The sequence below is a fragment of the Pedobacter changchengzhani genome, from assembly GCF_004354365.1.
Taxonomy (GTDB): Bacteria; Bacteroidota; Bacteroidia; order Sphingobacteriales; family Sphingobacteriaceae; genus Pedobacter; species Pedobacter changchengzhani.
In genome coordinates this window covers 1-23,204 of record NZ_SJCY01000009.1, presented here as the reverse complement: position 1 = coordinate 23,204, position 23,204 = coordinate 1, and the positions used below count along the sequence as shown (strand labels likewise).

25 protein-coding genes are annotated in these 23,204 nt (G+C 35.1%); 7 read left to right on the top strand and 18 right to left on the bottom strand.

What is annotated here, in order from left to right; translation table 11 throughout:
- Positions 1-18: 18 nt before the first annotated feature.
- The 15 genes from EZJ43_RS12510 to EZJ43_RS12440 form a co-directional block, all read right to left on the bottom strand.
- Positions 19-306: a type II toxin-antitoxin system RelE/ParE family toxin gene (locus tag EZJ43_RS12510; RefSeq protein ID WP_133263062.1), complete on the bottom strand. Its 288-nt coding sequence runs from the start codon at positions 304-306 to the stop codon at positions 19-21.
- Positions 294-473: a hypothetical protein gene (locus EZJ43_RS12505; RefSeq protein ID WP_133263061.1), complete on the bottom strand. Its 180-nt coding sequence runs from the start codon at positions 471-473 to the stop codon at positions 294-296. Before EZJ43_RS12505 ends, EZJ43_RS12510 begins: the two co-directional genes overlap by 13 nt.
- Before the next feature lie 94 nt (positions 474-567).
- Complete coding sequence (gene hemE, locus EZJ43_RS12500) at positions 568-1,593, bottom strand: uroporphyrinogen decarboxylase (protein WP_133263060.1); 1,026 nt, start codon at positions 1,591-1,593, stop codon at positions 568-570.
- 177 nt (positions 1,594-1,770) lie between these two features.
- Positions 1,771-2,286, bottom strand: a complete 516-nt coding sequence (locus tag EZJ43_RS12495) for a hypothetical protein (RefSeq protein WP_133263059.1) — start codon at positions 2,284-2,286, stop codon at positions 1,771-1,773.
- Entirely contained in the window at positions 2,286-2,990 is a 705-nt protein-coding gene (locus tag EZJ43_RS12490; protein ID WP_133263058.1) for a response regulator transcription factor, read from the bottom strand. Before EZJ43_RS12490 ends, EZJ43_RS12495 begins: the two co-directional genes overlap by 1 nt.
- 8 nt (positions 2,991-2,998) lie before the next feature.
- The gene (locus EZJ43_RS12485; RefSeq protein ID WP_133263057.1) at positions 2,999-3,865 is read right to left on the bottom strand and encodes a sensor histidine kinase; all 867 of its coding nucleotides are present in this window, start codon (positions 3,863-3,865) and stop codon (positions 2,999-3,001) included.
- A gap of 413 nt (positions 3,866-4,278) precedes the next feature.
- Positions 4,279-5,649, bottom strand: coding sequence for a glutamate-1-semialdehyde 2,1-aminomutase (gene hemL / locus EZJ43_RS12480; protein ID WP_133263056.1), 1,371 nt, complete (start codon positions 5,647-5,649; stop codon positions 4,279-4,281).
- Between the two features lie 168 nt (positions 5,650-5,817).
- Positions 5,818-6,789 carry a porphobilinogen synthase gene (gene hemB / locus EZJ43_RS12475; RefSeq protein ID WP_133263055.1) on the bottom strand — a complete coding sequence of 324 codons (972 nt, stop codon included), beginning with the start codon at positions 6,787-6,789 and terminating at the stop codon, positions 5,818-5,820.
- A gap of 327 nt (positions 6,790-7,116) precedes the next feature.
- Complete coding sequence (gene hemC / locus EZJ43_RS12470) at positions 7,117-8,694, bottom strand: hydroxymethylbilane synthase (protein WP_133263054.1); 1,578 nt, start codon at positions 8,692-8,694, stop codon at positions 7,117-7,119.
- A 189-nt stretch (positions 8,695-8,883) separates the two neighbouring features.
- Positions 8,884-9,924, bottom strand: coding sequence for a hypothetical protein (locus tag EZJ43_RS12465; RefSeq protein ID WP_133263053.1), 1,041 nt, complete (start codon positions 9,922-9,924; stop codon positions 8,884-8,886).
- A gap of 99 nt (positions 9,925-10,023) precedes the next feature.
- Complete coding sequence (locus EZJ43_RS12460; RefSeq protein WP_133263052.1) at positions 10,024-10,905, bottom strand: class I SAM-dependent methyltransferase; 882 nt, start codon at positions 10,903-10,905, stop codon at positions 10,024-10,026.
- A 3-nt stretch (positions 10,906-10,908) separates the two neighbouring features.
- Entirely contained in the window at positions 10,909-11,292 is a 384-nt protein-coding gene (locus tag EZJ43_RS12455) for a type II toxin-antitoxin system VapC family toxin (protein WP_243718095.1), read from the bottom strand.
- Entirely contained in the window at positions 11,292-11,537 is a 246-nt protein-coding gene (gene vapB / locus EZJ43_RS12450; protein WP_133263050.1) for a type II toxin-antitoxin system VapB family antitoxin, read from the bottom strand. The genes EZJ43_RS12455 and vapB overlap by 1 nt, the downstream gene beginning before the upstream one ends.
- A gap of 20 nt (positions 11,538-11,557) precedes the next feature.
- The gene (locus tag EZJ43_RS12445) at positions 11,558-12,310 is read right to left on the bottom strand and encodes an ABC transporter ATP-binding protein (protein WP_133263049.1); all 753 of its coding nucleotides are present in this window, start codon (positions 12,308-12,310) and stop codon (positions 11,558-11,560) included.
- Positions 12,310-13,044, bottom strand: a complete 735-nt coding sequence (locus tag EZJ43_RS12440; RefSeq protein ID WP_133263048.1) for an MlaE family ABC transporter permease — start codon at positions 13,042-13,044, stop codon at positions 12,310-12,312. Before EZJ43_RS12440 ends, EZJ43_RS12445 begins: the two co-directional genes overlap by 1 nt.
- Before the next feature lie 146 nt (positions 13,045-13,190).
- Between EZJ43_RS12440 and EZJ43_RS12435 the strand changes: the two genes are divergently transcribed.
- The 5 genes from EZJ43_RS12435 to ispG all read left to right on the top strand — a co-directional run bounded on the left by EZJ43_RS12435 (position 13,191) and on the right by ispG (position 18,454).
- Positions 13,191-13,880, top strand: a complete 690-nt coding sequence (locus EZJ43_RS12435) for an SDR family oxidoreductase (RefSeq protein ID WP_133263047.1) — start codon at positions 13,191-13,193, stop codon at positions 13,878-13,880.
- Positions 13,881-13,882: 2 nt separating this feature from the next.
- Positions 13,883-14,542 carry a PspC domain-containing protein gene (locus EZJ43_RS12430; protein ID WP_133263046.1) on the top strand — a complete coding sequence of 220 codons (660 nt, stop codon included), beginning with the start codon at positions 13,883-13,885 and terminating at the stop codon, positions 14,540-14,542.
- A 4-nt stretch (positions 14,543-14,546) separates the two neighbouring features.
- On the top strand, positions 14,547-15,500 hold the full coding sequence (locus EZJ43_RS12425) for a LiaF transmembrane domain-containing protein (protein WP_133263045.1): 954 nt from the start codon (positions 14,547-14,549) through the stop codon (positions 15,498-15,500).
- Between the two features lie 73 nt (positions 15,501-15,573).
- Positions 15,574-16,176, top strand: a complete 603-nt coding sequence (locus EZJ43_RS12420) for an RDD family protein (RefSeq protein WP_133263044.1) — start codon at positions 15,574-15,576, stop codon at positions 16,174-16,176.
- Positions 16,177-16,465: 289 nt separating this feature from the next.
- The gene (gene ispG, locus EZJ43_RS12415; protein WP_133263043.1) at positions 16,466-18,454 is read left to right on the top strand and encodes a (E)-4-hydroxy-3-methylbut-2-enyl-diphosphate synthase; all 1,989 of its coding nucleotides are present in this window, start codon (positions 16,466-16,468) and stop codon (positions 18,452-18,454) included.
- Positions 18,455-18,500: 46 nt separating this feature from the next.
- Here the strand turns inward: ispG and EZJ43_RS12410 are convergent, their stop codons facing one another.
- The 3 genes from EZJ43_RS12410 to EZJ43_RS12400 all read right to left on the bottom strand — a co-directional run bounded on the left by EZJ43_RS12410 (position 18,501) and on the right by EZJ43_RS12400 (position 20,595).
- Positions 18,501-18,923, bottom strand: coding sequence for a secondary thiamine-phosphate synthase enzyme YjbQ (locus EZJ43_RS12410; protein WP_133263042.1), 423 nt, complete (start codon positions 18,921-18,923; stop codon positions 18,501-18,503).
- Positions 18,924-19,025: 102 nt separating this feature from the next.
- Positions 19,026-19,853 carry an alpha/beta hydrolase family protein gene (locus tag EZJ43_RS12405; RefSeq protein WP_133263041.1) on the bottom strand — a complete coding sequence of 276 codons (828 nt, stop codon included), beginning with the start codon at positions 19,851-19,853 and terminating at the stop codon, positions 19,026-19,028.
- A gap of 346 nt (positions 19,854-20,199) precedes the next feature.
- Entirely contained in the window at positions 20,200-20,595 is a 396-nt protein-coding gene (locus EZJ43_RS12400) for a DoxX family protein (RefSeq protein ID WP_133263040.1), read from the bottom strand.
- 148 nt (positions 20,596-20,743) lie between these two features.
- Here EZJ43_RS12400 and hemA point away from each other — a divergent pair, with 148 nt between their 5' ends.
- Both hemA and EZJ43_RS17195 read left to right on the top strand, forming a co-directional pair.
- Positions 20,744-21,973, top strand: a complete 1,230-nt coding sequence (gene hemA, locus EZJ43_RS12395) for a glutamyl-tRNA reductase (protein WP_133263039.1) — start codon at positions 20,744-20,746, stop codon at positions 21,971-21,973.
- Positions 21,974-22,551: 578 nt separating this feature from the next.
- Positions 22,552-22,860: a hypothetical protein gene (locus EZJ43_RS17195; RefSeq protein WP_165953161.1), complete on the top strand. Its 309-nt coding sequence runs from the start codon at positions 22,552-22,554 to the stop codon at positions 22,858-22,860.
- The last annotated feature ends 344 nt before the right edge of the window (positions 22,861-23,204 follow it).

The window sequence follows — 23,204 nt, the reverse complement described above, 5'->3', positions numbered from 1 at the left end:
ATGCAAATCTTAAATTCATTAAATAAACTTCTGTGATGAATGATGAACGGTAATTATTTCTACGGTGTCGTTTTCTTTATCAAAATGATATATAATTCGAAAATTACCATGGATCAATTCCCTAATCGATTCATCCGCTCTTTCGGGGACCACTCTGCCTATTTGAGGCATCTTCTTAAGCACTTTTGGCTTATCAAATAACTGTCTAATTATAGCAGAAGCAAAATTATTTGAATACTGACTATGAAAATTAGCTATATTACTTAAGTCGTCAATGGCAATTTCAGTCCAGACTACTTTAGCCATTTTTCTAATCTTTTTTCAGCTTCTTTTTCAGAAAAGATCGTTCCATCTTCAACTTGTTGCATTCCCAAATCAATTTTTTGAAGCAATAAAATTCGCTCGATCAGTTCGTCGGCCGAAAATTCATCTGGCATGCTATCCAATGAGTCTATGATTTCTGTCTTCTTCATTTGTAAAATCTATGATTAACAATGTAAAATTACCTATCCAAATATAACAATTTGCATTCGTTGCGCAAAGTCTCTTTTAGGGGACTTAGAGGTTCTAATACCTAAACTCTTTAACCACCTCAATAGCATACTTCACATTGTCGAAAGGAATATCGGGCATTATACCATGACCTAAATTAAAAATAAAACCATCTGTACCACGCATACGTTCAAAAAGTCTGTGAATTTCCTTTTTAATTACTGGCTTATTGGCATATAAAATATGTGGATCTAAGTTTCCCTGCACAGCAATGCCCTTTGGTAGCGCATTTTTAATATTCAATAAATCCGCATTCCAATCAACCGAAACTACATCAGGTTTCGCTTCTGCCATAATTGGCGCAAAAACCGAACTTCCCTTACAAAAAGAGATTACTGGAATGTCTTTTCTGTTTAAGTTAGCAATAATTTCTTGGATATAACGGTGAGAAAATTCTTGGTAATCATTCCATGATAATGCGAGCGCCCAACTATCAAAAATCTGCACAGCATTTACACCGGCTTCAATCTGTAAATTTAAATATGCAGCAGTTACTTTCGCAATTTTAGCCAAAAGCTGATGTGCCATTTCGGGCTCATTGTGTAACATCAATTTCGTTAGCTTAAAATCTTTTGATGAACCACCTTCTACCAAATAACTCATTACCGTAAACGGCGCACCCGCAAACCCAATAAGTGGTATTTTGTTATTTAAGCGTTGTTGAATCACTTTAATCGCATCAGCCACATATTGTAACTCACCCAAACAATCAACATTAAGGTTTTCTATGTCTTTAACTGTACGTACAGGGTTTGCAAATTTTGGACCAATACCTTGAGTAAAACTCAAATCGCCACCCATAGCCTCGCCGGTTACTAAAATATCGCAGAATAAAATTGCTGCATCAATATCCAATAAATTAACAGGCAACATGGTTACGTCGGCCGCAATTTCTGGAGTTTTGCACATCTCTAAAAACGAATATTTGTTTTTAATTTCCCAATATTCTGGCATAAACCTACCAGCTTGGCGCATCATCCACACGGGTGGTCGTTCTGTTTGTTTTGAAAATGCTGCGTCTAAAAATAAATTATTCTCCATGTTTTGTTATTGATGTGTAATTAATGATTGTTGCCTAAAAAAGACCAAATCATTATCGAAATTAAATAAAGTTAAACCTCTAATATTTTAACTTTACAAAGGTATAAATAAAAAAAAACGAAACCTCTTTTTATCGCTAAACAGATGCTTCGTTATTTCAAAATGACAATTATGCTGTTATAATCTACTTATTTCTTGCTCTAATTTATTTATAATATCTTTCGACCTCGAAGTTACGGCAAGTTCTTTTGCAAGTTTAGTGTATGCCTCGGCTCTTTCTTTATTCTTTTTTCTTAGCGATAAATTTGCTAAATGAATTAGTACGTACGCTTTTTGGTTTTTGCCCCCAACAGTATATCTACTCGCTAATTGGAAATGATATTCTGCCTTGTCAAAATTCTCATCTTTAAGGGCAATATTTCCCTGCATAAATTCATAATAACCTCGCCTATTTTTTGCCAATTGCTCTGGCTTGCTCACCTCGGCCAATAACGCTCTTGCTTTTACAAAATCGTTATTTTGATAGTATTTAGACGCCATTAAAACAGAACTGTGCTTAAAATGACTCCAAATTACAAAACAAAAGAAAAAGCCTAAAATAGAAGCTAGTTCGTACTGTGTGTAATAAACAGAAACCAAAGCGGTAAGTCCGAAAGCAATAAGCAGAGCATACCTGCCCCTATTATTGTACATTAATGTATATCTGTAAATTTATAACCTACACCTCTAATAGAATGAAAATAAACCGGATTTTTTTGATCTGGTTCGAAATACTTTCTAAAAGTTAAAATAAAATTATCAATTGTACGGGTTGATGGATAAACGTCATAATTCCAAACTGTTTCCAAAATTTGTTCACGAGATACGGCATCGTTTTTACGCTCAATTAAAAGCTTCAACAACATCGTTTCCTTTTTGGTTAATGGGGTAACTGTTCCATCATCGTGCTTCAATTCAAACGAGTTGAAATAAATGGTTTTATCACCAATTTTGTAAGAGTTAAGCTCCTTTAAATCATCGGGCTTTAAACTACGTTTAACTAAAATACCAACACGAAGTATCAGTTCTTCTAAGTTAAATGGCTTAACCAAATAATCATCAGCACCTTTTTTCAAACCTAAAACACGGTCTTCTGATGTATTTTTAGCTGTTAAAAACATAATCGGAACTTCTGCATTCTCTAAACGTATCGTTTCACAAACTTGGAAACCATCCATTTCGGGTAGCATTACATCTAAAACAATTAGATTAAAACGTTCTTCCTTAAATATTTTTAACGCAGTCTTGCCATCTTTAACGGCATGTACTTTATAACCCTCTAACTCGAGGTTTAATTTAATGGCATCTAACAAGTGATCCTCGTCTTCAACCAATAGAATTCTTAATTTTTGTGACATAAATGAGATTAACTAAATGTTACTTCAAAAATACTTCCTTGAGGCAAATTATCCTTTACTGTAATATCTGCATCATGGTACTGTAAAACCTCTTTCACAATAAACAAGCCTAAACCTGTTCCTTTCGCTTTCCTGACATTCTCATTACCAACGCGGTAAAACTTATCAAATATCAACATTTTTTCCGAATCTGAAATACCCGGCCCTTTATCAATTACACTTAAGTGAATATGCCCTTCTAATTCACTCAAAACAACGTTTATCTCGTCGCACGGACTAGAATACTTCACTGCATTCTCTATCAAGTTCGTTACAACTGACGATAAGGCAAATCTGTCACCCATTATCTGCAAATTTGGCTGAATTTGAGCATTTATCAATTGTTCATTCCCACAAGAGTGCACTTGTAATCTATCTGTTATCTTATAAACCAATTCAGAAAAATTGAATTCCTCTTTCGGGAAAGTGTAAGAACGGTTTTCTATTTTAGTAGCCAACAACATATTCTCAACCAAATCATCCAATCGCTCTATATCTTTTAAAGAATTATTTAACAATGATGTTTGGCGAGCCTTATCTAAATCTCTTTTAACAATCGTTTGGATAGAAAGTTTTATTGCTGCCAAAGGCGATTTCAATTCGTGCGTAATCGACATCAAAAAATTTTGCTGTTGCTCTCTTAATTTATCCTCACTTTTTAAAGATTGATGCAAAAAATAGCCACCTATAAATAGTAAAAATAAGAAAACTGCGCCTTCGCCCATAATCATAGTCATCCGACTGGGTTGCAACCTCACCACCAAAGTACCCCACGATATGAGCTGAATGAGCGCATAAAATAACAACGCGTAAAATATAATAATTGATTTTTTCATAAACTTAACCCATAAAGAGCCTCTAAGTTAATTATTTGATTTATCTACTGGCATGGTCCGTATCATTACAGAAACATTATTATTTTGAAAATCAGGTTTCTGTGCTTTGTCGGTCAGTTCAGTCCCGCTTTACGTTGCAATCTTTTACCCCTAAATCCGTTAGAAGGGAACTTGGTAAAAGTATTTCCACTACAATCGCCTGTCTGCCTCAGGCTGGGGTTTAGATAACTTAGGGTTTGTGTTTCAAAAATATAAAACCACCCCGCCCTACGGGCACCCCTCCTTAAAAAAGGAGCGCATTTGCCCCTCAAAGTTTTTTAAAAATTTACGCAGTTAATGCTTAATTGTCTAAAGTATATAAAAATCGCTGCGTTCTCTGTGAAAAACGCTGTTCGCTCGGTGGTAAAACAACCCTACTTCTTAAACACCAAATCCAACGCTTCAAAAATCGCACGCTTTGCTTTCTCCAACTCTATCTTGGTATGCGCAGCAGAAACAAACCCTACTTCATAGCCCGATGGACCCAAATAAATTCCTCTGTTTAACAACTCACGATGCATCACTTTAAATTTCTCCATGCTACTTGCATCAATATCATCGGCACATTGAATCTTTTCTTTCTCTGTAAAAGCTAGCCAAAAAATTGAGCCTACTGTAAACACCTTAAACTTATAATTTCTAGCTGTAGCAAAACGCTGAATACTATCTGTAAATTCTTTCGTTTTTTGGTTTAAATCTTTATAAAAACTCGACTTATTAAGTTCGGTTAAAGTGGCAATACCCGCTGCCATTGCAACAGGATTGCCAGACAAAGTACCTGCTTGGTAAACACTTCCATCAGGCGAAATATTCGACATAATTTCTGCAGAAGCACCGTACATGCCAACAGGCAAACCTCCGCCTATAATTTTACCATAAGTTACAATATCGGGCGTAACGCCATAATAAGCGGCAGCGCCTTCAAAACCAACCCGAAAACCCGTAATTACCTCATCAAAAATTAATAAAGCTTTATTTTCAGTACAAATTTTCCTTAAAAAATGAATGTATTCTTCATCTTGAATAATTAAACCATTATTAGCTGGAATACCTTCGATAATTACCGCAGCAACCTGATCTTTAAATTGCGCAAATGCCTGCTCAATGGCTGATGTATCATTTAAGGGAATCACAATGGTTTCCTCAGCAAAAGATTTTGGAACACCTGCTGAAGAAGTTTCTCCAAAAGTAACTAAACCAGAGCCAGCTTTAACTAAAAGTGAATCGCTATGACCATGGTAACAACCTTCAAATTTAATAATCTTATCTCGGCCAGTAAAACCACGGGCTAACCGAATTGCCGACATTACCGCCTCTGTACCCGAACTTGTAAAACGAATTTTCTCTACAAAACGGTTATTTTTTATAATCAGTTCTGCCAATTCATTTTCTAAAGCCGTAGGTGCGCCAAAGCTCATGCCATGTTGCATAGTCTCAATAACCTTTTCTCTAATTTTAGGGTTATTGTGTCCAAGAATTAATGGCCCCCAACTGCCACAAAAATCTATAAATTGATTCCCGTCTGCATCCCAAATATAGCATCCATCACCCTTTTCGATAAAAAGTGGCGTACCGTAAACAGATTTAAAAGCTCTTACTGGCGAGTTAACGCCACCCGGAAAGTATGTTTTTGATTTTTCATATAATTCCGCTGATTTTACCCTCGAAATATCAGGCTTGCTCCCCGTATTTACAGGAATATCGGCTTCGTTGCCTGAAAACATTTTCTTTAATTGATCTAACATTTTATTAAGGTTGAAGGATGGAAGGTAGAAGGCAAAAGGTTGGGGCATATAAACCCTTAACCAGCAAATCTTCTACCTTACACCTATATATTTATTAGAAAGACGTCATGAGGCAAGGAGGTTAGGCGTTTTAACCCTCTACCTTCCGCCTTTTAACCTTATACCTTTCTAAGGCATCCATTCGTGATTTAAAATATCTTTAATATGGTAAGTGGTAATAATACTTGCACCTGCTCTTGCAAAGGCATGCATGGTTTCCATTACTACTTTTTGTTCGTCTATCCAGCCTTTTTGGGCGGCAGCTTTAACCATCGAATATTCACCAGAAACGTTGTAAACAGCAATCGGCAAATTCGTTTCTTGTTTTAATTTATGAATAATATCCAAGTAAGCTAATCCGGGTTTCACCATTAAAACATCAGCACCTTGTTGTTCATCTAAAAGTGCTTCGCGTAATGCTTCCGATGGATTTCTAAAATCCATTTGATAAGTTTTTCTATCACCTTTACTTGGCGCACAATCTGCTGCTTCTCTAAATGGACCGTAATAAGCAGACGCAAACTTGGTCGCATGACTCATTATTGCAGCATTTACAAAGCCATTCTTATCCAACAAATTTCGCATGGCTTCAATTCTACCGTCCATCATATCCGATGGCGCAAACATATCGGCACCCGCTTCTGCATGCGTTAAAGCCATTTTGGCAATCAGATCAATTGTTTTATCATTTTGAACATAATCGCTCTCCATAATTCCACAATGGCCGTGAGTGGTGTATGAACAAACGCAAACATCAGTTACGATATATAAATCTTCGCCAAATTCTTTTTTGAGCGCGCGCACGGCTGTCGGCACGAGTGAATGATCATGATATGCCGATTTAGCATCCTCAGATTTTTCATCGCCAACACCAAAAAGCATAATTTTATTTAAACCTTTTTTCAAGCCAGCCTCTACATCTTTAACTAAAGCATCAACCGAATAATGATTTACTCCCGGCATTGCATCAATTGGGTGTGTAACATTTGTGCCCGGTACCACAAAATATGGGTAAACAAACATATCTTTTGATAGTCGAGTTTCGGCAACCATTTCCCTAACTAACGGGTTTTTTCGTAATCTTCTCGGACGGTGTAACATATTTTTAGCAGCAACAATATAGTAGCAAGTATTTAGTATCAAGTATCAAGACCTGATGTTCTATTTTATCATTTAAAAAGCATTTAGTATTTGAAAAGCAAAATCTGTAATTCTCATACAATTGGGTTTAGAAAACATAGTTCATTATTTCAAAACAAAATTTGCCCCCTCCAAAGGGGAGACGTCCCTCAGCGTCCAATAACCCAGGGTTTGGCGAATTAGCTATGCGCTTTGGTCTTTTCCCAAAGGGATGAATAAGGCACAACTTTAGTCTTTTACTTGTTAAAGCATCCAAACCTATAACTTAAAACCTACAGCTTTCAAAACTTATATTTCTATTCCAAAAACGGCTTCTGCTAATCCAATTTCATCAGGCGAGTATGGCAATTTATAACTAACGCCCATTTCTTCAAACTTTTGACCTGTAGAATTGCCGATAGCAATTACTTTCTGGCCAGGCGCTAATAAATTGCTAGAAAAATATGCATCAACGTTTGATGGGCTGGTAAAAATCAAAACTTCTGCAAAAGTCGGATCAATATCATCAATTAACACCGTTTCGTAAATAGGCAAATTAATTACTTTAACATCCTCTGGCAATGCTTTTTGTACAGATTGTAGTGAATCTTGTGCTCGAGGGAACAATACATTTTGGGCAGACGCAAGTTTACCAAACTCACCGGCAATTGTAGGCACATCACCACCTTTTCCTACAAAATCTGCAAAATATCCAAACTTACGTAAGGCCTCTTCCGATCCACTGCCAACGGCAGCAAACTTTGTTTTTTTAGATAATTGAGGTTTTAGATTAAAAAAATAATCCACACAGTTTCTACTGCTAAAGAAAATCCAATCGATATTTTTTAAAATAAATTGATCTAAAACGGTTACAATTGGTAGTGTACGAATTAATGATCTACCTTCTACCTCTATATTTTGATGCTCTAAAGCCTTGCGAAAATAACTATGCGCGCCAACCTCTCTAGAAATAAAAACTTTAGCTGGTTTAATTCTTGATTGATTAAATTTGGCAACAATTTTTTCTGCTAATCCCTCAGTAGTTTCTGATTTTAAAAACAAACGTTCTGGAAAATCATCTGCAGTCTCTGCTTTTGATGTCCACACCAAGAATGTATCGTTTTCTTTCTTACAAAAACACCCTAAAGGCATGTGGCAACCACCTTCAAATAAACTTAATACCTTTCGCTCTACGCCAACTTCTTCAGCTGTAGCTGTATGATGAAGATTTTGCAAAGCATCAAAAAGTGCTGTATCTTTTTGTCTAATTTGAATCGCCAAAGCACCTTGAGCTGGCGCGGGTACAAATTCTGTAGGCTCCAATTCTTCAACATGAAACTCACTTACATCTAAACCCAACCGTTTTATACCAGCCTTAGCCAACATAATCGCATCGTAATTCTCGTCTCTAAGTTTTTGTATCCGCGTTAAAACATTACCACGCAAATCTTCAATTTCTAAATCAGATCGTAACCCCAAAAGTTGTGCTTTTCTCCTGTTGGATGATGTACCCACCATTGCACCCTTTTTTAAGGAGAGTTTCTGCGTTACATCTACACAATCTTTCAAAATAAGCAGATATTCAGTTGCCTCTTCCCTTGGTGGAATTGCGGCAATAGTTAATCCCTCTGGATGAGCGGTAGGTAAATCTTTTAGACAATGAACGGCTAAATCTATTGATCCGCCTAAAAGTTCCTCTTCCAATTCTTTGGTAAAAAAACCTTTTCCTTCTAACTTATCTAATCGTAAATTTAGAATTTTATCGCCTTGGGTTTTGATTATTTTAATCTCTGCCTCAATACCAATCAATGCCAATTCATCTTTAATGTGGTTGGCTTGCCATAATGCCAGTTCGCTACCGCGGGTTCCGATGGTTAATTTTTTCACTGTAAGCTTTTAATGATTAGCAAATTTAATGTAAATACTGTTGAAACGCTAAAATGTTTAAAAATGAGACAGTGAGGTTACAAAAAGAGGAAATTTCAACACCTAACTCAAATAACATTATGCTGTATTTTAATATACACTACCCAAAAACTAAAAAACCCCAAAATTACTTAAGGGGTTTCTCGTATTTTATTGATATTGAATATAAATCGGCTTAGGCTTTAGCTTAAGCAGTTCTTCTGGCGTCATTAATCGGTTTGGCGCTTTCTTTAAATCATTCTTATAAAACAATTTAAAGCCTGTAAATTGCACAGGCTCACCCTGTATAAAGTGACGGTAGGTACCTAATTTCAAATCTGGTTCGCCCCATCCATCCATGTGCATTACAATTTGTACTTCTGGTCTTAATTTTATGTTTTTATAATTGGTTACCATTTTTTTAGTAAAACGATGTACCACAAATATTTTTGGAGGCAAATTGTATTTTTTAACCATATCAGCCAAATACTGCGTTACGTAATTAACATCTGCAGCATCATAAGTCCCTATTTTTTTCCCTGGCAAAGTACCATCTTTCATAGAAAATTCTGGATCTATACCCAAGTGAACGTAAGGTAATTCCAAATATTTTTCTATATGTGGCAATTCTGCTTTTATAGTACTCAATGCAACTTGCAAATCTAAAAACACGATAGTTCCGGGTCTCATTTTTGCAATTGCAAGTACCGAATCTATTTGCTTGTTTGCCATCCTGTTGATGTATTTACCATCTTTACCAGGCGTACCGCTTGCTACCGCAGCAATATAATGTAACCCTGCTTGAACAGGTGTAGATGGATCTGCTTTTTCCCAATGTTTAATTTCTGCATTTAAACGTTGCCACATTTCTTTAGGCGCATACTCGCCCAAAGCACCCATTTTTTTTGAATGTAAGTTACCGTAATAAACTACAACACGTTTAAAAGGCAAAATCGCACCTGCAAGTGGATAAACATTACTTTTAACTGGCCATCTTCCGGTGGTATCTCCATTGGCCAATTTCACCATCAAAGAATCGTATAATTTGTGATCAACTGGCTTCATTGTGTTTTCAACAGCAACTTCTTTTTTAGTTGTATCGGTTGAAGAGTTTTTAGCGCCAGCTCCTTTGCCGTTTGATTGGCAGTTGGCGAAAAGCGTAATCGCAGCGAAGCCAAGAATTAATGTGCCTGCTATTTGTGGTAATTTCATAGATGATTTTATTGATTAAAGTTTTAGCCAGTTTTTCCGAATCTGTAGGCTATGAAAGTAGAACAGAAAACTGAGAGTTCAAAATAAAGTAATTAACATTTATACATTGCAGAATTTCCCAAAAACACCTAACGGAAGTTTAATGCCCGAAGTTGCCTGTAAGTAAAGTTCTCCTGTTTCCAAATTTGCTACTGATGGGAACGAAGTGCGAATTAAATTCTCTACAATTACCGAAGAAAAGCCTAAAGAATAGGTATTAAGAATTAAGAAATGTTCCTTTTCATCCAAAAGCTGTACCACATCTTGCATCATTTCTTGAATATGGTCTTCCAATTTCCATTTTTCGCCATTTGGACCATGGCCATAAGCGGGCGGATCTAAAATAATACCGTTGTATTTTTTACCTCTTTTAAATTCCTTTTTCACGAATTTCAAAGCATCTTCTACCATCCACCTGGTATTTTTAAGTCCAGAAAGCTCTTGATTTTCATTCGCCCAAGTAATTACCTGCTTTATCGAATCAACATGCGTAGTTTCTGCACCTGCTGCATTTGCAATTAATGATGCAGCGCCTGTGTATGCGAAAAGATTTAAGACCTTTGGCTGTGGCGTTTTAAATTTTTTAATAGATGAAGATATAAAATCCCAGTTTACGGCTTGCTCCGGAAATACCCCAACATGTTTAAACGAAGTTAACGCCAAGCGAAGTTTTATCGCCACATCATCATTTTTATAATCGATATGCCAACGATCAGGAATGGTTTGGTTTTTTTTAACCCATTCGCCAGAAGTTGCAGAACGACCTCTAAAGGTAATATTCGCGATCTTTTTCCACTCTTGCTCCGATAAGGTTTTTTTCCAAACCGCTTGAGGCTCCGGACGGATTAATATCGCTGTGCCGAAGCGTTCTAATTTTTCAAAATCCCCACAATCAATCAGTTCATAATCTTTCCAATGGGTTGGGGCCAATAATTGTATCATGTATTAAAATAACTTTAAATTAGGATAGTTTTTTGTGTATTGATCGTCGGTTATTAATGTTAAATCATCGGCAATTGCTTGCGAGATAATTACTCTATCAAAAGGATCTTTGTGGATTAATGGTAGCGTTAGATAAATTTCAAAATCACGTTTTCTTGGATGAATGATTTTAATATTATAATTTTCAAGCAAATAATAAATTGATTCGATATTATCTCTTAATTTAAGTTTGCCAATATTCATTTTAATAACTATCTCCCATATACTAACTACACTAATATATTTTTCTGATTTAGGATTGTTAATAACATTAACTGTTTCCTTTGATATTTGTAAATCACCATTAATAAAAAATAGAAATATATGAGTATCTAGCAAAAAACGCATCACATATATTCCTTTAAATCATCTAATGGCTCATTAAAATCATCAGCTATGTAAAGTATTAAACCTTCTGCAGCTCCATATAAACTTTTCGGCTCTTCAACACTATTTATTTTGTTTTCTGCAGTGTTACATGCTTTTTCGACATGCTTCGCTTTCAAAAAATCGATGAAATTTTCAACCTCATTTACCATATTTTTTGGTAAGGTTTCTAGTTTATCAATAATATTTTTTGTTGCAGTCGTCATAATCAAATATACTAATTTTCTTAAAATTTATCTTTCGCAGCTTTCATAAATCGGCTCGCAAAAACAAAATCATTAAGTTCTTTAATATCGGTATGAGCAATTTCCTTGTTACTTCCTTCCCAGAATTTTTTACCCTCGTGCAAAAATAAAATATAATCGCCAATACCCATAACCGAGTTCATATCGTGTGTAACCACAATTGTAGTTGTTTTATATTCCTCAGTAATTTCTTTAATCAACTCATCAATTACAATCGATGTTTTTGGGTCTAAGCCCGAGTTTGGCTCATCGCAGAACAAATATTTTGGATTCATTGAAATTGCGCGGGCAATACCTACACGTTTCATCATGCCACCCGAAAGCTCTGCTGGAAATAGTTTATTCGTATTTTCTAAATTTACACGCTTTAAGCAAAAATTTACCCGCTCCAGTTTTTCTTCTTTAGATTGCTCGGTAAACATATTTAGCGGAAACATAATGTTTTCCTCCACGGTCATGCTATCAAACAACGCCGAACCTTGAAAAAGCATTCCGATTTCCTTACGAATATCGATTCGCTCTCCATAATCCATTGTGGTAAATTCTCTTTCATCGTAAGAAACCAGTCCGTTATCTGGTTTTTGTAAGCCAACCATGCATTTTAACAAAGTTGATTTTCCAGAACCTGATGCGCCGATAATTAGATTGGTTACCCCAGCCTCAAACTTTGCCGAAATCCCCATCAAAACGTCATTATCTCCGAACGACTTATCAATATCTTTTACTTCAATCATTATAATAAAAGTTGAGTTACTAAATAATCACAAACCAAAATAGATATACAGCTAATTACAACCGCTCTTGTACTGGCCTGAGAAACTTCTAAAGCACCACCACGAACATAAAAACCTTCGTACGCAGGCACTGATGTTATAATGAAACCGAAAACGAATGCTTTAACTAAAGCTACAACAATCGTATATGGGTTAAAATCGGTGGTAATGCCTTGCATATATTCTGCAGGTGTAACCGCGCCCGATAGCGAACCACCTAAATAACCACCTGTAATACTCAAAAACATAGAAATAATAACCAAAATTGGCACCATGGTAATGCCCGAAATAATTTTTGGTAAAATTAAATAACCTGGGGCGTTAATGCCCATAATCTCTAATGCATCAATTTGTTCGGTAACCCGCATCGAACCAATTTCAGAAGAAATTGCCGAACCAATTTTACCCGCCAAAACAATGGCACTTATGGTTGGGCTAAGCTCCAAAATACTCGAATCTCGGTTAACAGAACCAATAATCGTTTTTGGAATAAAATCACTCACCAACTGGAAAGCAATTTGCAAAGTCATAACCGCCCCAATAAAAGTAGAAATTATGGCTATAAGCCCCAAAGAGCCTACGCCAACATAATCCATTTGTTTGGATATTTCTTTTAAATATATCTTAAATTTTTCCGGCTTTCTAAATACAGACTTTAGGAGCAGGATGTATCTGCCGAAATTGGTAAAGTTCATTCTTATTATTTTGATTGATTAAATGACTAATCTTTAATATACAAAGAAACAACAAAAAAGTTGTTCCATTTTGTTAATTATAAAAATATTCTCGCTTTTAATTATTATTATGGTTTTTTGTTTACAATTATTAACACACCAATTAAATGAAAGCAGTAATTACAGGCGCCACCAAAGGCATTGGGAAAGCGATTACAATTAAACTTTGCGAAGCAGGTTATGATGTAGTTCTTATAGCCAGAAATTTAGAAGAACTAACCAAGCTTCGCGATGAATTATCGAGCAGCGGTAGCAAGGTGCAAATTTATGCGACAGACTGCGCCATAAAAGAAGATGTGTATGAATTTATAAATATCGCCGAAAAAGGTTTTGGATTTGTAGATGTTTTAGTAAACAACGTAGGTGTATTTTTACCGGGCAGCATGCTTGATGAAGATGATGAAACATTTGAAAAACAGCAAAATATAAATATAAACGCTACTTATTATTTTAGTAAGTTTTTTGGTAAAAAAATGCGAGAAGCGAATAAAGGGCACATATTTAATATATGTTCTATTGCCAGCAAAGCGCCTGTAAAAGATGGTGGAAGTTATAGTGTAACAAAAGCGGCTATGTTAAGTCTTAATGATGTACTTAGGCAGGAACTAGCGCCTTACAATGTTAAAGTTACTGCATTTTTGCCAGGTTCTACAAAAACTTCATCATGGGAAGGAACAACAATACCAGATGAAAAATTTGTACAGCCAGAAGATATTGCAGCAACATTATTTACGATTTTAAATTTAAGTAAAGGGGTGAATGTTGATGAGGTACAAATTACACCTCTAAATTTTTAAAAATGGATATTACAATGGAAAAGAAACTTTTTAGAAACGAACACGATAAAATGATTGCTGGTGTAGCCAGCGGACTTGCAGCATATATGCAGGTTGATGTAACTATAATTAGGTTGCTGTTTGTAATATCGGTGCCGTTTTTAGCAGGCGCTGGATTAATTGCTTATGTTGTGATGTGGATTATTGTGCCCGTTAATAACGATCCTGCAGCAAGGTTTTCGAAGTTTAACGAATACTTTCAAAATAATAATTTTAATACGCCACCTTTCGAAAGTGGCCAAAGCAACCCGAATTGGACACAACCTGTAAACGATAGCGCAACAAAAACACCGTTTGAAACGCAACCAAATTTTAACCTAAAAAAGCCTAACGATGCTGGAAAAACAACCATTGGTTTACTATTGGTGGTGATAGGCTGTTTTCTACTGATGAAGCAGTTGGACTTTATCCCCGATTGGTTTAGATTTCGAAATTTTTGGCCAGTGATTTTTATTGCGCTAGGTATTAGTGTAATCGCTAAATCGAAAAGAAAAAACGAATGGAAGGAATGGCATAACCTGCACGATAATACGCCACCTACAACGGAGACTTTCAATCAACCCACCACCATGGACGAAAATACAAATGAAAAAGATTCAAATTTAAATAATCCTCAAGCTTAAAAACATGAAAATAGACAGATTAATTTGGGGAATAGTTTTATTATTTATTGGCGTAGTGTTGCTTTTGGATAACTTTAACGTTATTAACTTCTACTGGAGAAATGTATGGGAATTTTGGCCAGTATTTTTGATAATTGCAGGAATAAACATATTATTTAAACGCAACAATTCTCAAACAGGAAGTATCATTTCGCTTGGCGTTTTAGTACTTGCATTGGGTTTTCTCTTCTACAAAGGGCAGCAAGAACCAAAGAATAAGTCGTGGTGGAGTAGCCATAAAGACAGTATAATTACTTATAAAGATGATGAGAACGACGAAGATAGCTTAAAAAAAGTAGATTTAAAACAGCCTTTTACAGTTGCAGATAGTACGAAGAAAGTGATTTTAAATATTTCTGGCGGTGGACTTTCGTTTAACTTAAATGGCGAAACTAACGATTTGATTAATGCTGACATTGAGCAAAAAGGAACAACATTTACTTTAGATAAAGAGGTTACCGATAGTGCTACAGTATTAACACTAAAAATGCCAAGTAAAAAAAGTTCGTGGAATTTTGGTAGTGACGGAAATGACATTAACCTAAAGTTAAATAAGGTTCCACTTTGGGATATAAACATGAAACTGGGTGCAGGCGAAGCCGATTTTGATTTATCGCAGTACAAAGTTCGCACGTTTAATTTTAATGGTGGCGCAGCAAGCTTAGAACTTAAATTTGGAGATTTATTGCCAATTACAGACGTTAATGTAAAATCGGGAGTGGCAAGTGTTGAGATTAATATTCCAAAAAACTCTGGTTGCCGGATTATTTCTAAAACAGGATTATCATCCAAAAGCTTTGATGGCTTCGACAAAATAAATGCAACCACATCAGAAACACCAAATTATGCGACATCAAAAAATAAAATTTTTATAAATCTTGATGGCGGTTTAAGTAGTTTTGAAGTGAATAGATATTAAAAAGGTTGAAGATTTAGGGGCAGAAGGTTAAAGGCTTTACTTCTTCAACTTACTATTTAGAACGTAAAACTTTATGAATTATACAGTAGTTGTAAATGGCAAATCTCAAGGCCCATATACTTTAACCGAATTAGAAGGTTTAAACATTACGCCCGATACCTTTGTTCGAAAACCGGGCATGGACGATTATAAAGAAGCTCACGAGATTGAAGAATTGCGTGAGCTTTTTGGCTTTACCCATCAAAAAACAGCACCGCAATATTTTGCAGGTTTCGATTTACGATTACTGGCTTCCGTTATAGATCACTTTATTATATTTACCACTGTTGCGGTAATTACTTTATCGAGTTTTATTTTTATCGATGCGCAGACACAACGGTTAATCGTTTTCTTATTGCCTCTACCTTTCATCGGCATCATAAAACTGATATATGGCAGTATAGCAGAATCAAGCATAAAACAAGCAACTTTAGGCAAAAGACTTGTTGGCATAAAGGTTAGTGATTTGATCGGTAATAGAATATCATTTAAAAAATCATTAGCCAGAAATTTCACAAAAATACTATCATTTCTTCCATTTTGTTTTGGCTATTTCTATAGCTTTTTAAACTCAAAAAAACAATGCTGGCACGATATGATTACTAATACATTGGTTATAAAAGATAGATTGGTATAAACTTAAATTGATGTTGGTTTTAAAAGGATCAGCTTTTACCGATCATCTTATTGCAGTTGCTTTTTAGATACTATTTGTTAACTCAATAAAGCAGACCTAACATCCATAACGGAATTTTATTCCCAATTCCAACTTGTATATTTTGCTTTATTTTCATGCCAAAATAACAAAAAATTGCTATAAATTTATAGCAAAACTACGGTTTATTCAATTGTAGCGTTACAATTTTGAAACAATTTAACAATCCAACAATATAACATTCAAAACCTTTAGCATATCTTTGCTTATCATGGAAAATATATCGGCAAAGCATAAATTAAAAGGAGGATATTGTAATAGTTTAACGCAATATTCTAGGTATTTAACGCGTGAAGTAAACATTGGAGATATCGCTTTGGGTGGTTTAAATCCAATCCGCATCCAATCTATGACGACCACCGACACCATGGACACCATCGGTACAGTGGAACAAACCATTAGAATGGTAGAGTCGGGCTGTGAATATGTTCGTATTACTGCGCCAAGCATTAAAGAGGCCGAAAATTTAGCCAATATTAAGAAAGAACTTCGCAACCGCGGATACAACGTTCCATTAATTGCGGATATTCATTTTACGCCAAATGCTGCAGAAATGGCCGCAAGAATTGTAGAAAAAGTACGTGTAAATCCTGGTAATTATGCCGATAAAAAGAAATTCGAAAATATAGAATATACCCAAAACTCTTACAATTCAGAGTTGGAAAGGATTAACAAGAAGTTTCTTCCGTTAGTAAAAATCTGCAAAGAATATGGCACAGCAATGCGTATTGGCACTAATCATGGTTCTCTTTCGGATAGGATAATGAGCCATTATGGCGATACACCGAGAGGAATGGTTGAATCGGCCATGGAGTTTATCCGCATGTGCGAGGCAGAAAATTACTACAATTTGGTAATTTCGATGAAAGCCAGTAACACGCAGGTTATGGTACAAGCGTACAGACTTTTGGTAGAAACCATGACTAATGAAGGCATGAATTATCCGCTCCATTTAGGCGTTACCGAAGCTGGCGATGGCGAAGATGGTCGTATAAAATCGGCTGTTGGCATTGGTACTTTATTGGAAGATGGTTTAGGCGATACCATTCGTGTTTCGTTAACAGAAGACCCCGAGTTTGAAGCGCCAGTTGCTAAAGCTTTGGCAGATCGGTACCAGAAAGCAGAAAGCTTAAAGCTGAAAGACCAAAGCATTGTTTCAATCTGTCATCCTGAGCCTGTCGAAGGACAACCTCGAACTTACTCACCTTACCAATATAGTCGTAGAATTACGAATCCTGTACAGCATATTGGTGGTCATTTTCACCCAGTGGTGATGATTGATGTATCGAAAGAAAACTTAAAAGACCCTTATTTTTTAAGTGCAGTTGGTTATAATTATAGTGCTGGTTTAGATAAATATAGCCTTGCAGACCAAGCTTGTGATATTGCTTTTATGGGCGATAATTTACCTTCATTCTCTTTCCCAGGGAATTTAAAACAAGTTTACAACTATAAAACGTGGTTGGGCTTAAGAGATAAAAAGAATTGTCATCCACTTTATACTTTTGAAGAATTTGACACAGCCGAGGTAAAAGATGAAGCTATAAATTTTGTAGAAATTGATGCTACACAATTTGATACCTCAGCAATTCAAAAATTTAACAATACAACAATTTTAATACTCAAAACTTCGGCGTCTCACGGAATGGCACAACAAAGGGCGTTTTTTATCGCGCTGCAAGAGAAAAATATACAGATTCCAGTAATCATTAAAAGAACTTACGAAAATTTAGATGCTGATAACTTAACTTTATACGCTGCCACAGATATTGGTGCACTTTTTACTGATGGTTTTGGAGATGGGATTTGGATAGATGCTAAAGATCAAAATTTAGCTTTGTTAATTTCTACAAGTTTCGGTATTTTACAGGCAACACGTACTCGAATTAGCAAAACGGAATATATTTCTTGTCCGAGTTGTGGCCGAACACTTTTCGATTTGCAAGAAACCACACAATTAATCCGTTCACGTACCGATCATCTAAAAGGGCTAAAAATTGGCATAATGGGTTGCATTGTGAACGGGCCCGGCGAAATGGCCGATGCTGATTACGGTTATGTGGGTACAGGACCCGATAAAATTACGCTTTACCGTGGACAAGAAGTGGTTAAGAAAAATGTTAAAACAGCTTTAGCTTTAGATGAGTTAATTAATATTATAAAAGGTGATGGAAATTGGGTGGAGAAAGAGTTGAATTAGCTTTTGACTTTTTTCGTCTGTCGTTTTTCGTTCATTAACGTAGGAACTAAACTCCCCAAGCCGTAATTATAACTTTTCGGTTTCCGCCATAATTTCTATGTTCGCATAAATAAATTCCTTGCCATGTACCAAAAGCAGGTTTGCCGTTGCTTATTGGAATTAAAACCGATGCCCCAAGTAATGAGGCTTTTAAATGTGCCGGCATATCATCTGATTCTTCATAATCGTGTTCATAGTCAGGATCATTTTCTGGCACAGCTTTATTAAACCACATTTCGAAATCTTTACGCACCGTTGGATCAGCATTTTCATTTACGGTAAGCGAGGCGGAAGTGTGTTGGATGAAAACTTGCATCATTCCCGTTTTTAAATTCCTAATTTCTGGAAAAGCATTTAGAATTTCATCAGTAATTAAATGAAAACCCCTACTTCGTGCTTTAAGATTTATATTTTTTTGAAGTATTTGCATGTAAGATCAATAATTTAGTCAGTTATTTTTTAACATCGATAAATACAAACATTGCCCTAATTTAATCAAAATAAAAGCTGTAGAAACTTAAATTTCATAAAATTATTCTTCTTCCAAAAACCTCAAACATTTCTCGCAAACTTTAAACAGCAATGGAGGCAATGTATTTGCAATAAATGGATGCGAAGCTCCGTAAACATGATTTGCGCCTTCTATTTTAACCAATCGACTATTTGGGTCTGCATCGGCCAATTTCTGAGCATGCTCAAAAGGTACATTCACATCCTCATCACCCTGTATAATTAACCAAGGTACATTAATCCGCTTTGCGGCACTTAAAATATTTAGTGTTTCTTTATTATTTTGAAAATCTTCTAACAAAGTTTTATTCAATGGCATCTGCTCTTTTGTACGTGCGTTGGTTACATATATTTTGCCAGTATTTAACCAATCGGCCTCCTGTTCTTTCTTCCATAAACTACTAAAATCCGAAATGGCACTCCAAGTAATCAGCTTTTTAATCCGCAAATCAAATCCAGCTTCTACAATAGAAACGCCACCACCCCTACTGTGCCCGATTAAATTTATAGGCATCTCCTTACCGTACGCTTTTTCGATAAAATCGAGCACTGCATTTAAATCAAATAGTTCTTTAGAAATCGTGTTGTTTGCAAAAGACTCAAAATCAGTAACATCTGTTGGGTGATCGGTAGGAACGCCTCCGTGCGAAAAATTAAATTTTATGTACCGATAACCATTACTTGCAAAGTAATTTGCCACAAAATTGTGTGCGCCCCAATCTTTAAAGCCTTTAAAACCATGCACGAAAAGTAAAATTGGCAGATTTGATTTTCGTTCATCAAAAGTTACATCGCCAATAATTAATTTACCATCTGCACCAAAAAGGCTAAATTCGTTTTGCTTAATCATAATTTATAGAAATTGTTATTCATAATATAGACTTTATAAATAGCGTTTTGTTGTGAAGTTTATTGTTTGGCCAAGTAAAACTAACCAGCTTACTAGGCAAATGCTTTTAAACATTTTTGCTAAAGCCAACGGCATTTTTATTAGATAACCGTCGGTTAAAACCGAAAGCAGTGCAACAACTAATAGCTCTTCGCCTCAAAACTGATAGCCCTTCTCCAGCAAAAGGATGATATAAAATATGAAACGGGCGTTAGAAAAACATGTAGGAACAAATTATCTTCTTTCAAAGCAAAAATTTCAGTGCCACCTTCAATTTCTATTCAAATGAAAAGGATTGGCGTAAATTCTACTTTGCTTTCTTGGTATAAAGCCAAGCCCAAAAAATCAATATGGCTTGAATTGGCAAGCGGATCCAAGCTATAAATGGCGTAATTTCTTTTTCGCCCATCATAAAGGGAGCCTTCTGAATCATATCGATATGAACCGGCAAAAATGCCAAGAGCATCAAAATAATTAACCAAGCAGCAAATACTCTCGTTTTTCTCAATAGCAGCCCTAAACCCAATAAAATTTCAATTACGCCAGATAAATACACCATAGATAGATGAAAGGGAATCCAACTGGGCATTATGGCTAAATAAGCAGGTGTGGCCCTAAAATGATTTATACCAGCCATTACATAAAAAACGCTGTAAATAATAAGGAAAACCTTAAAAATGGTATTTTGAGTTTTAATTTTCATAACTTTATTTATAGCACATTAAACATTGTAGTTGTATTCACGGTTATTTAAAACCGTTCTAAATTAGTGTAAATTACAGGTTAATGACAGTGGGGCACGTCCACATTGTTACTTTTGTGTCCCGATAATAGATAACAAACAAAGCACATTGGAATATTTAAAAGTTATAGCTTTTACGCATCACCAGATTGACCTAAAATCGTTAGGTAAGTTAGTTATTTGTGACGAAAGTTTGGATGATAGACTGAAAAATATTCAATCACTTCTTCCTGTAAGCGAGATTTTTTATATTGGAACCTGTAACCGGGTAGAATTCGTATTTCTCACAAAAGAGAAAACAGACAAAGCGTTTGTTACTAATTTTTTAAGGGCCTTAAACACAGGTTTACCAGAAGAATTTTTAGAACGTTTTCTTGATCAAGTATCTGTTTACGAAAATGAACAGGCTTTTAATCATTTATTGAGAACATCTTGCTCTTTAGAGAGCTTAATTGTTGGCGAAAAACAAATTCTAGCACAATTACGCAAAGCTTATGAAAACTGTAGAGATGCAGGTTTTACAGGTGATTATATGCGTATGATTATGGACAGGGTTGTTAAAACTGCTAAAGAGGTTTATACGCAAACCAACATTTCAAAAAACCCTGTATCGGTAGTTTCTTTGGCTTACCGCAAGTTAAAAGAATTAAATATGTGTAGCAATTCACGTATTTTGATTATTGGCGCTGGAGAAACTAACCAAAATATTGCCAAATATTTAAACAAACATAAATATTCTAATTTTTCTATTTTTAACCGCACGCTATCAAAAGCTGAAGTTTTAGCCAAAGATTTGAATGGAAAAGCTTACAATTTAGAAGAATTAGCAACTTTTAAAGATGGTTTCGATGTAATTATAACTTGTACTGGTTCTACTACGCCAATTATAACCGAAGAGTTGTATAACAGTTTGTTAAACGGCGAGACAGGAAAAAAAGTTATTGTTGATTTGGCCATCCCGAATGATGTTGACCCTGCTGTTGTGCACAATAATCTTATTCACTATATCGAGGTAGAATCTTTAAAAGAAATTGCCCGTAAAAATATACAAGAGCGCTACGATGAATTGGTACACGCCGAGGAAATTATAGATAATAATATTGCAGAATTTTTTACTGTGTTAAAGCAACGCCGTATCGAAATTGCAATGCGGGAAGTACCTAGGAAAATTAAAGAAATCAAAAATAAGGCAATCAACGCTGTTTTTGCAGAAGAAATTAGTCATTTAGATGATGCCTCTCGTGATGTTTTGGAACGTGTAATGAATTACATGGAAAAAAAATGTATTGGCGTGCCGATGATTATGGCCAAAGAAATTTTGGTTAAAGAATCAAATTAGCAATCGGGGTAATAATTAGTTATACTTTGGTTAGCCCCGTTGCACACTAAAGTATTCGTGTAATACAGATCGATCAGTAGATAAATATTTAAACCTGTCCTTATTACAACAAATAATCTATTAAAAACTTTTATTTATCAGCAGATAAATAAATGATCCATTACTTTTTATAAAATTTCGAATACATAGTCATTGTTCAGTCAACGAGCAAATCCCCACACATATTAGAGTATTCATCCGACGACTTTAAACAAAGCAACTTAATACTTTTAATTTTCGTTCAGTCAACGGATAAATATATACGCTTTGCACGTTTAATCGGATGACCCGTTTTGTACCAGTAGTCATCTGACGAATACCACTCTTTTTTTACAATAATTTAGATAAACTACTACTTAATCATACAGATAAGTTGATGTATTGTAATTTTTATTACGTGATTTAAATTTACATAACAAAATAAATGATATAAACTTACGGTTGCCCCTAAAGATTAAAACTTATGATTTTATACTTTCGCCGATGTTATTAAAATACATTTGAAAACATAAATTAACTAAAATTTTAATCATAAAAATTTGAAAAAGACAATTTTAACACTCTCCCTTCTATTGCTAATTTATACATGTTACAGTCAAAAAATTTATCAATGTGGTGCGTTTAGTGAGCAAAGTTTAAGACCTGGTTCTATCAAACTAAAAGGAAAACTAATAGATAAATATTTTAATAAGGGCTTTTATTGGTTTACTGTATTAGAGAATAAAACAACTTATAAAATAATCATGGCAGATAATGATCAATTTAAAAATTGTAAAATAGACAGCATCATAAATCTCGAGGCATGCTTTGAAATTTCATCTAATAAATGGAAGAAAAAAACCGACTAAAAAACCGTTAGGGCGAATGGCAACTACCGCTCTATTTCTTACATATTAGTTAGATAAATTAAAGGATAATTCGTGAGAAATTTATTTTGATTTTGGCCAAATAGATTTTTCAAATTTGTTGTTGGATGAATATCTGCGCTTTGGTTAGATTCATCCAATGACTTCATTTTGGGCAAAGAAATTTTTGTTAAAGAATCAAATTAGTAATTGGAGCATGGGGAGTGTAACTTGAACTGTGTCATTATCTAAATTAATGCTTCTCAGGAGCTACTGTTTTCTTTCAGTATTCGCTCACCAAATTTAATATAAAGTTGTGAAAATGCCAAGCCCCAATTATGGATCGG

Coding starts and splice junctions, on each gene's coding strand:
- EZJ43_RS12490 (WP_133263058.1), bottom strand. CDS start 2,990: ATGTCACAAAAATTAAGAATTCTATTGGTTGAAGACGAGGATCACTTG.
- hemE (WP_133263060.1), bottom strand. CDS start 1,593: ATGGAGAATAATTTATTTTTAGACGCAGCATTTTCAAAACAAACAGAA.
- EZJ43_RS12410 (WP_133263042.1), bottom strand. CDS start 18,923: ATGCAAATACTTCAAAAAAATATAAATCTTAAAGCACGAAGTAGGGGT.
- EZJ43_RS12460 (WP_133263052.1), bottom strand. CDS start 10,905: ATGATACAATTATTGGCCCCAACCCATTGGAAAGATTATGAACTGATT.
- EZJ43_RS12510 (WP_133263062.1), bottom strand. CDS start 306: ATGGCTAAAGTAGTCTGGACTGAAATTGCCATTGACGACTTAAGTAAT.
- EZJ43_RS12455 (WP_243718095.1), bottom strand. CDS start 11,292: ATGCGTTTTTTGCTAGATACTCATATATTTCTATTTTTTATTAATGGT.
- hemL (WP_133263056.1), bottom strand. CDS start 5,649: ATGTTAGATCAATTAAAGAAAATGTTTTCAGGCAACGAAGCCGATATT.
- ispG (WP_133263043.1), top strand. CDS start 16,466: ATGGAAAATATATCGGCAAAGCATAAATTAAAAGGAGGATATTGTAAT.
- EZJ43_RS12435 (WP_133263047.1), top strand. CDS start 13,191: ATGAAAGCAGTAATTACAGGCGCCACCAAAGGCATTGGGAAAGCGATT.
- EZJ43_RS12445 (WP_133263049.1), bottom strand. CDS start 12,310: ATGATTGAAGTAAAAGATATTGATAAGTCGTTCGGAGATAATGACGTT.
- EZJ43_RS12440 (WP_133263048.1), bottom strand. CDS start 13,044: ATGAACTTTACCAATTTCGGCAGATACATCCTGCTCCTAAAGTCTGTA.
- EZJ43_RS12400 (WP_133263040.1), bottom strand. CDS start 20,595: ATGAAAATTAAAACTCAAAATACCATTTTTAAGGTTTTCCTTATTATT.
- EZJ43_RS12465 (WP_133263053.1), bottom strand. CDS start 9,924: ATGAAATTACCACAAATAGCAGGCACATTAATTCTTGGCTTCGCTGCG.
- EZJ43_RS12430 (WP_133263046.1), top strand. CDS start 13,883: ATGGATATTACAATGGAAAAGAAACTTTTTAGAAACGAACACGATAAA.
- EZJ43_RS12425 (WP_133263045.1), top strand. CDS start 14,547: ATGAAAATAGACAGATTAATTTGGGGAATAGTTTTATTATTTATTGGC.
- EZJ43_RS12405 (WP_133263041.1), bottom strand. CDS start 19,853: ATGATTAAGCAAAACGAATTTAGCCTTTTTGGTGCAGATGGTAAATTA.
- EZJ43_RS12495 (WP_133263059.1), bottom strand. CDS start 2,286: ATGTACAATAATAGGGGCAGGTATGCTCTGCTTATTGCTTTCGGACTT.
- EZJ43_RS12485 (WP_133263057.1), bottom strand. CDS start 3,865: ATGAAAAAATCAATTATTATATTTTACGCGTTGTTATTTTATGCGCTC.
- EZJ43_RS12505 (WP_133263061.1), bottom strand. CDS start 473: ATGAAGAAGACAGAAATCATAGACTCATTGGATAGCATGCCAGATGAA.
- hemB (WP_133263055.1), bottom strand. CDS start 6,789: ATGTTACACCGTCCGAGAAGATTACGAAAAAACCCGTTAGTTAGGGAA.
- vapB (WP_133263050.1), bottom strand. CDS start 11,537: ATGACGACTGCAACAAAAAATATTATTGATAAACTAGAAACCTTACCA.
- EZJ43_RS12420 (WP_133263044.1), top strand. CDS start 15,574: ATGAATTATACAGTAGTTGTAAATGGCAAATCTCAAGGCCCATATACT.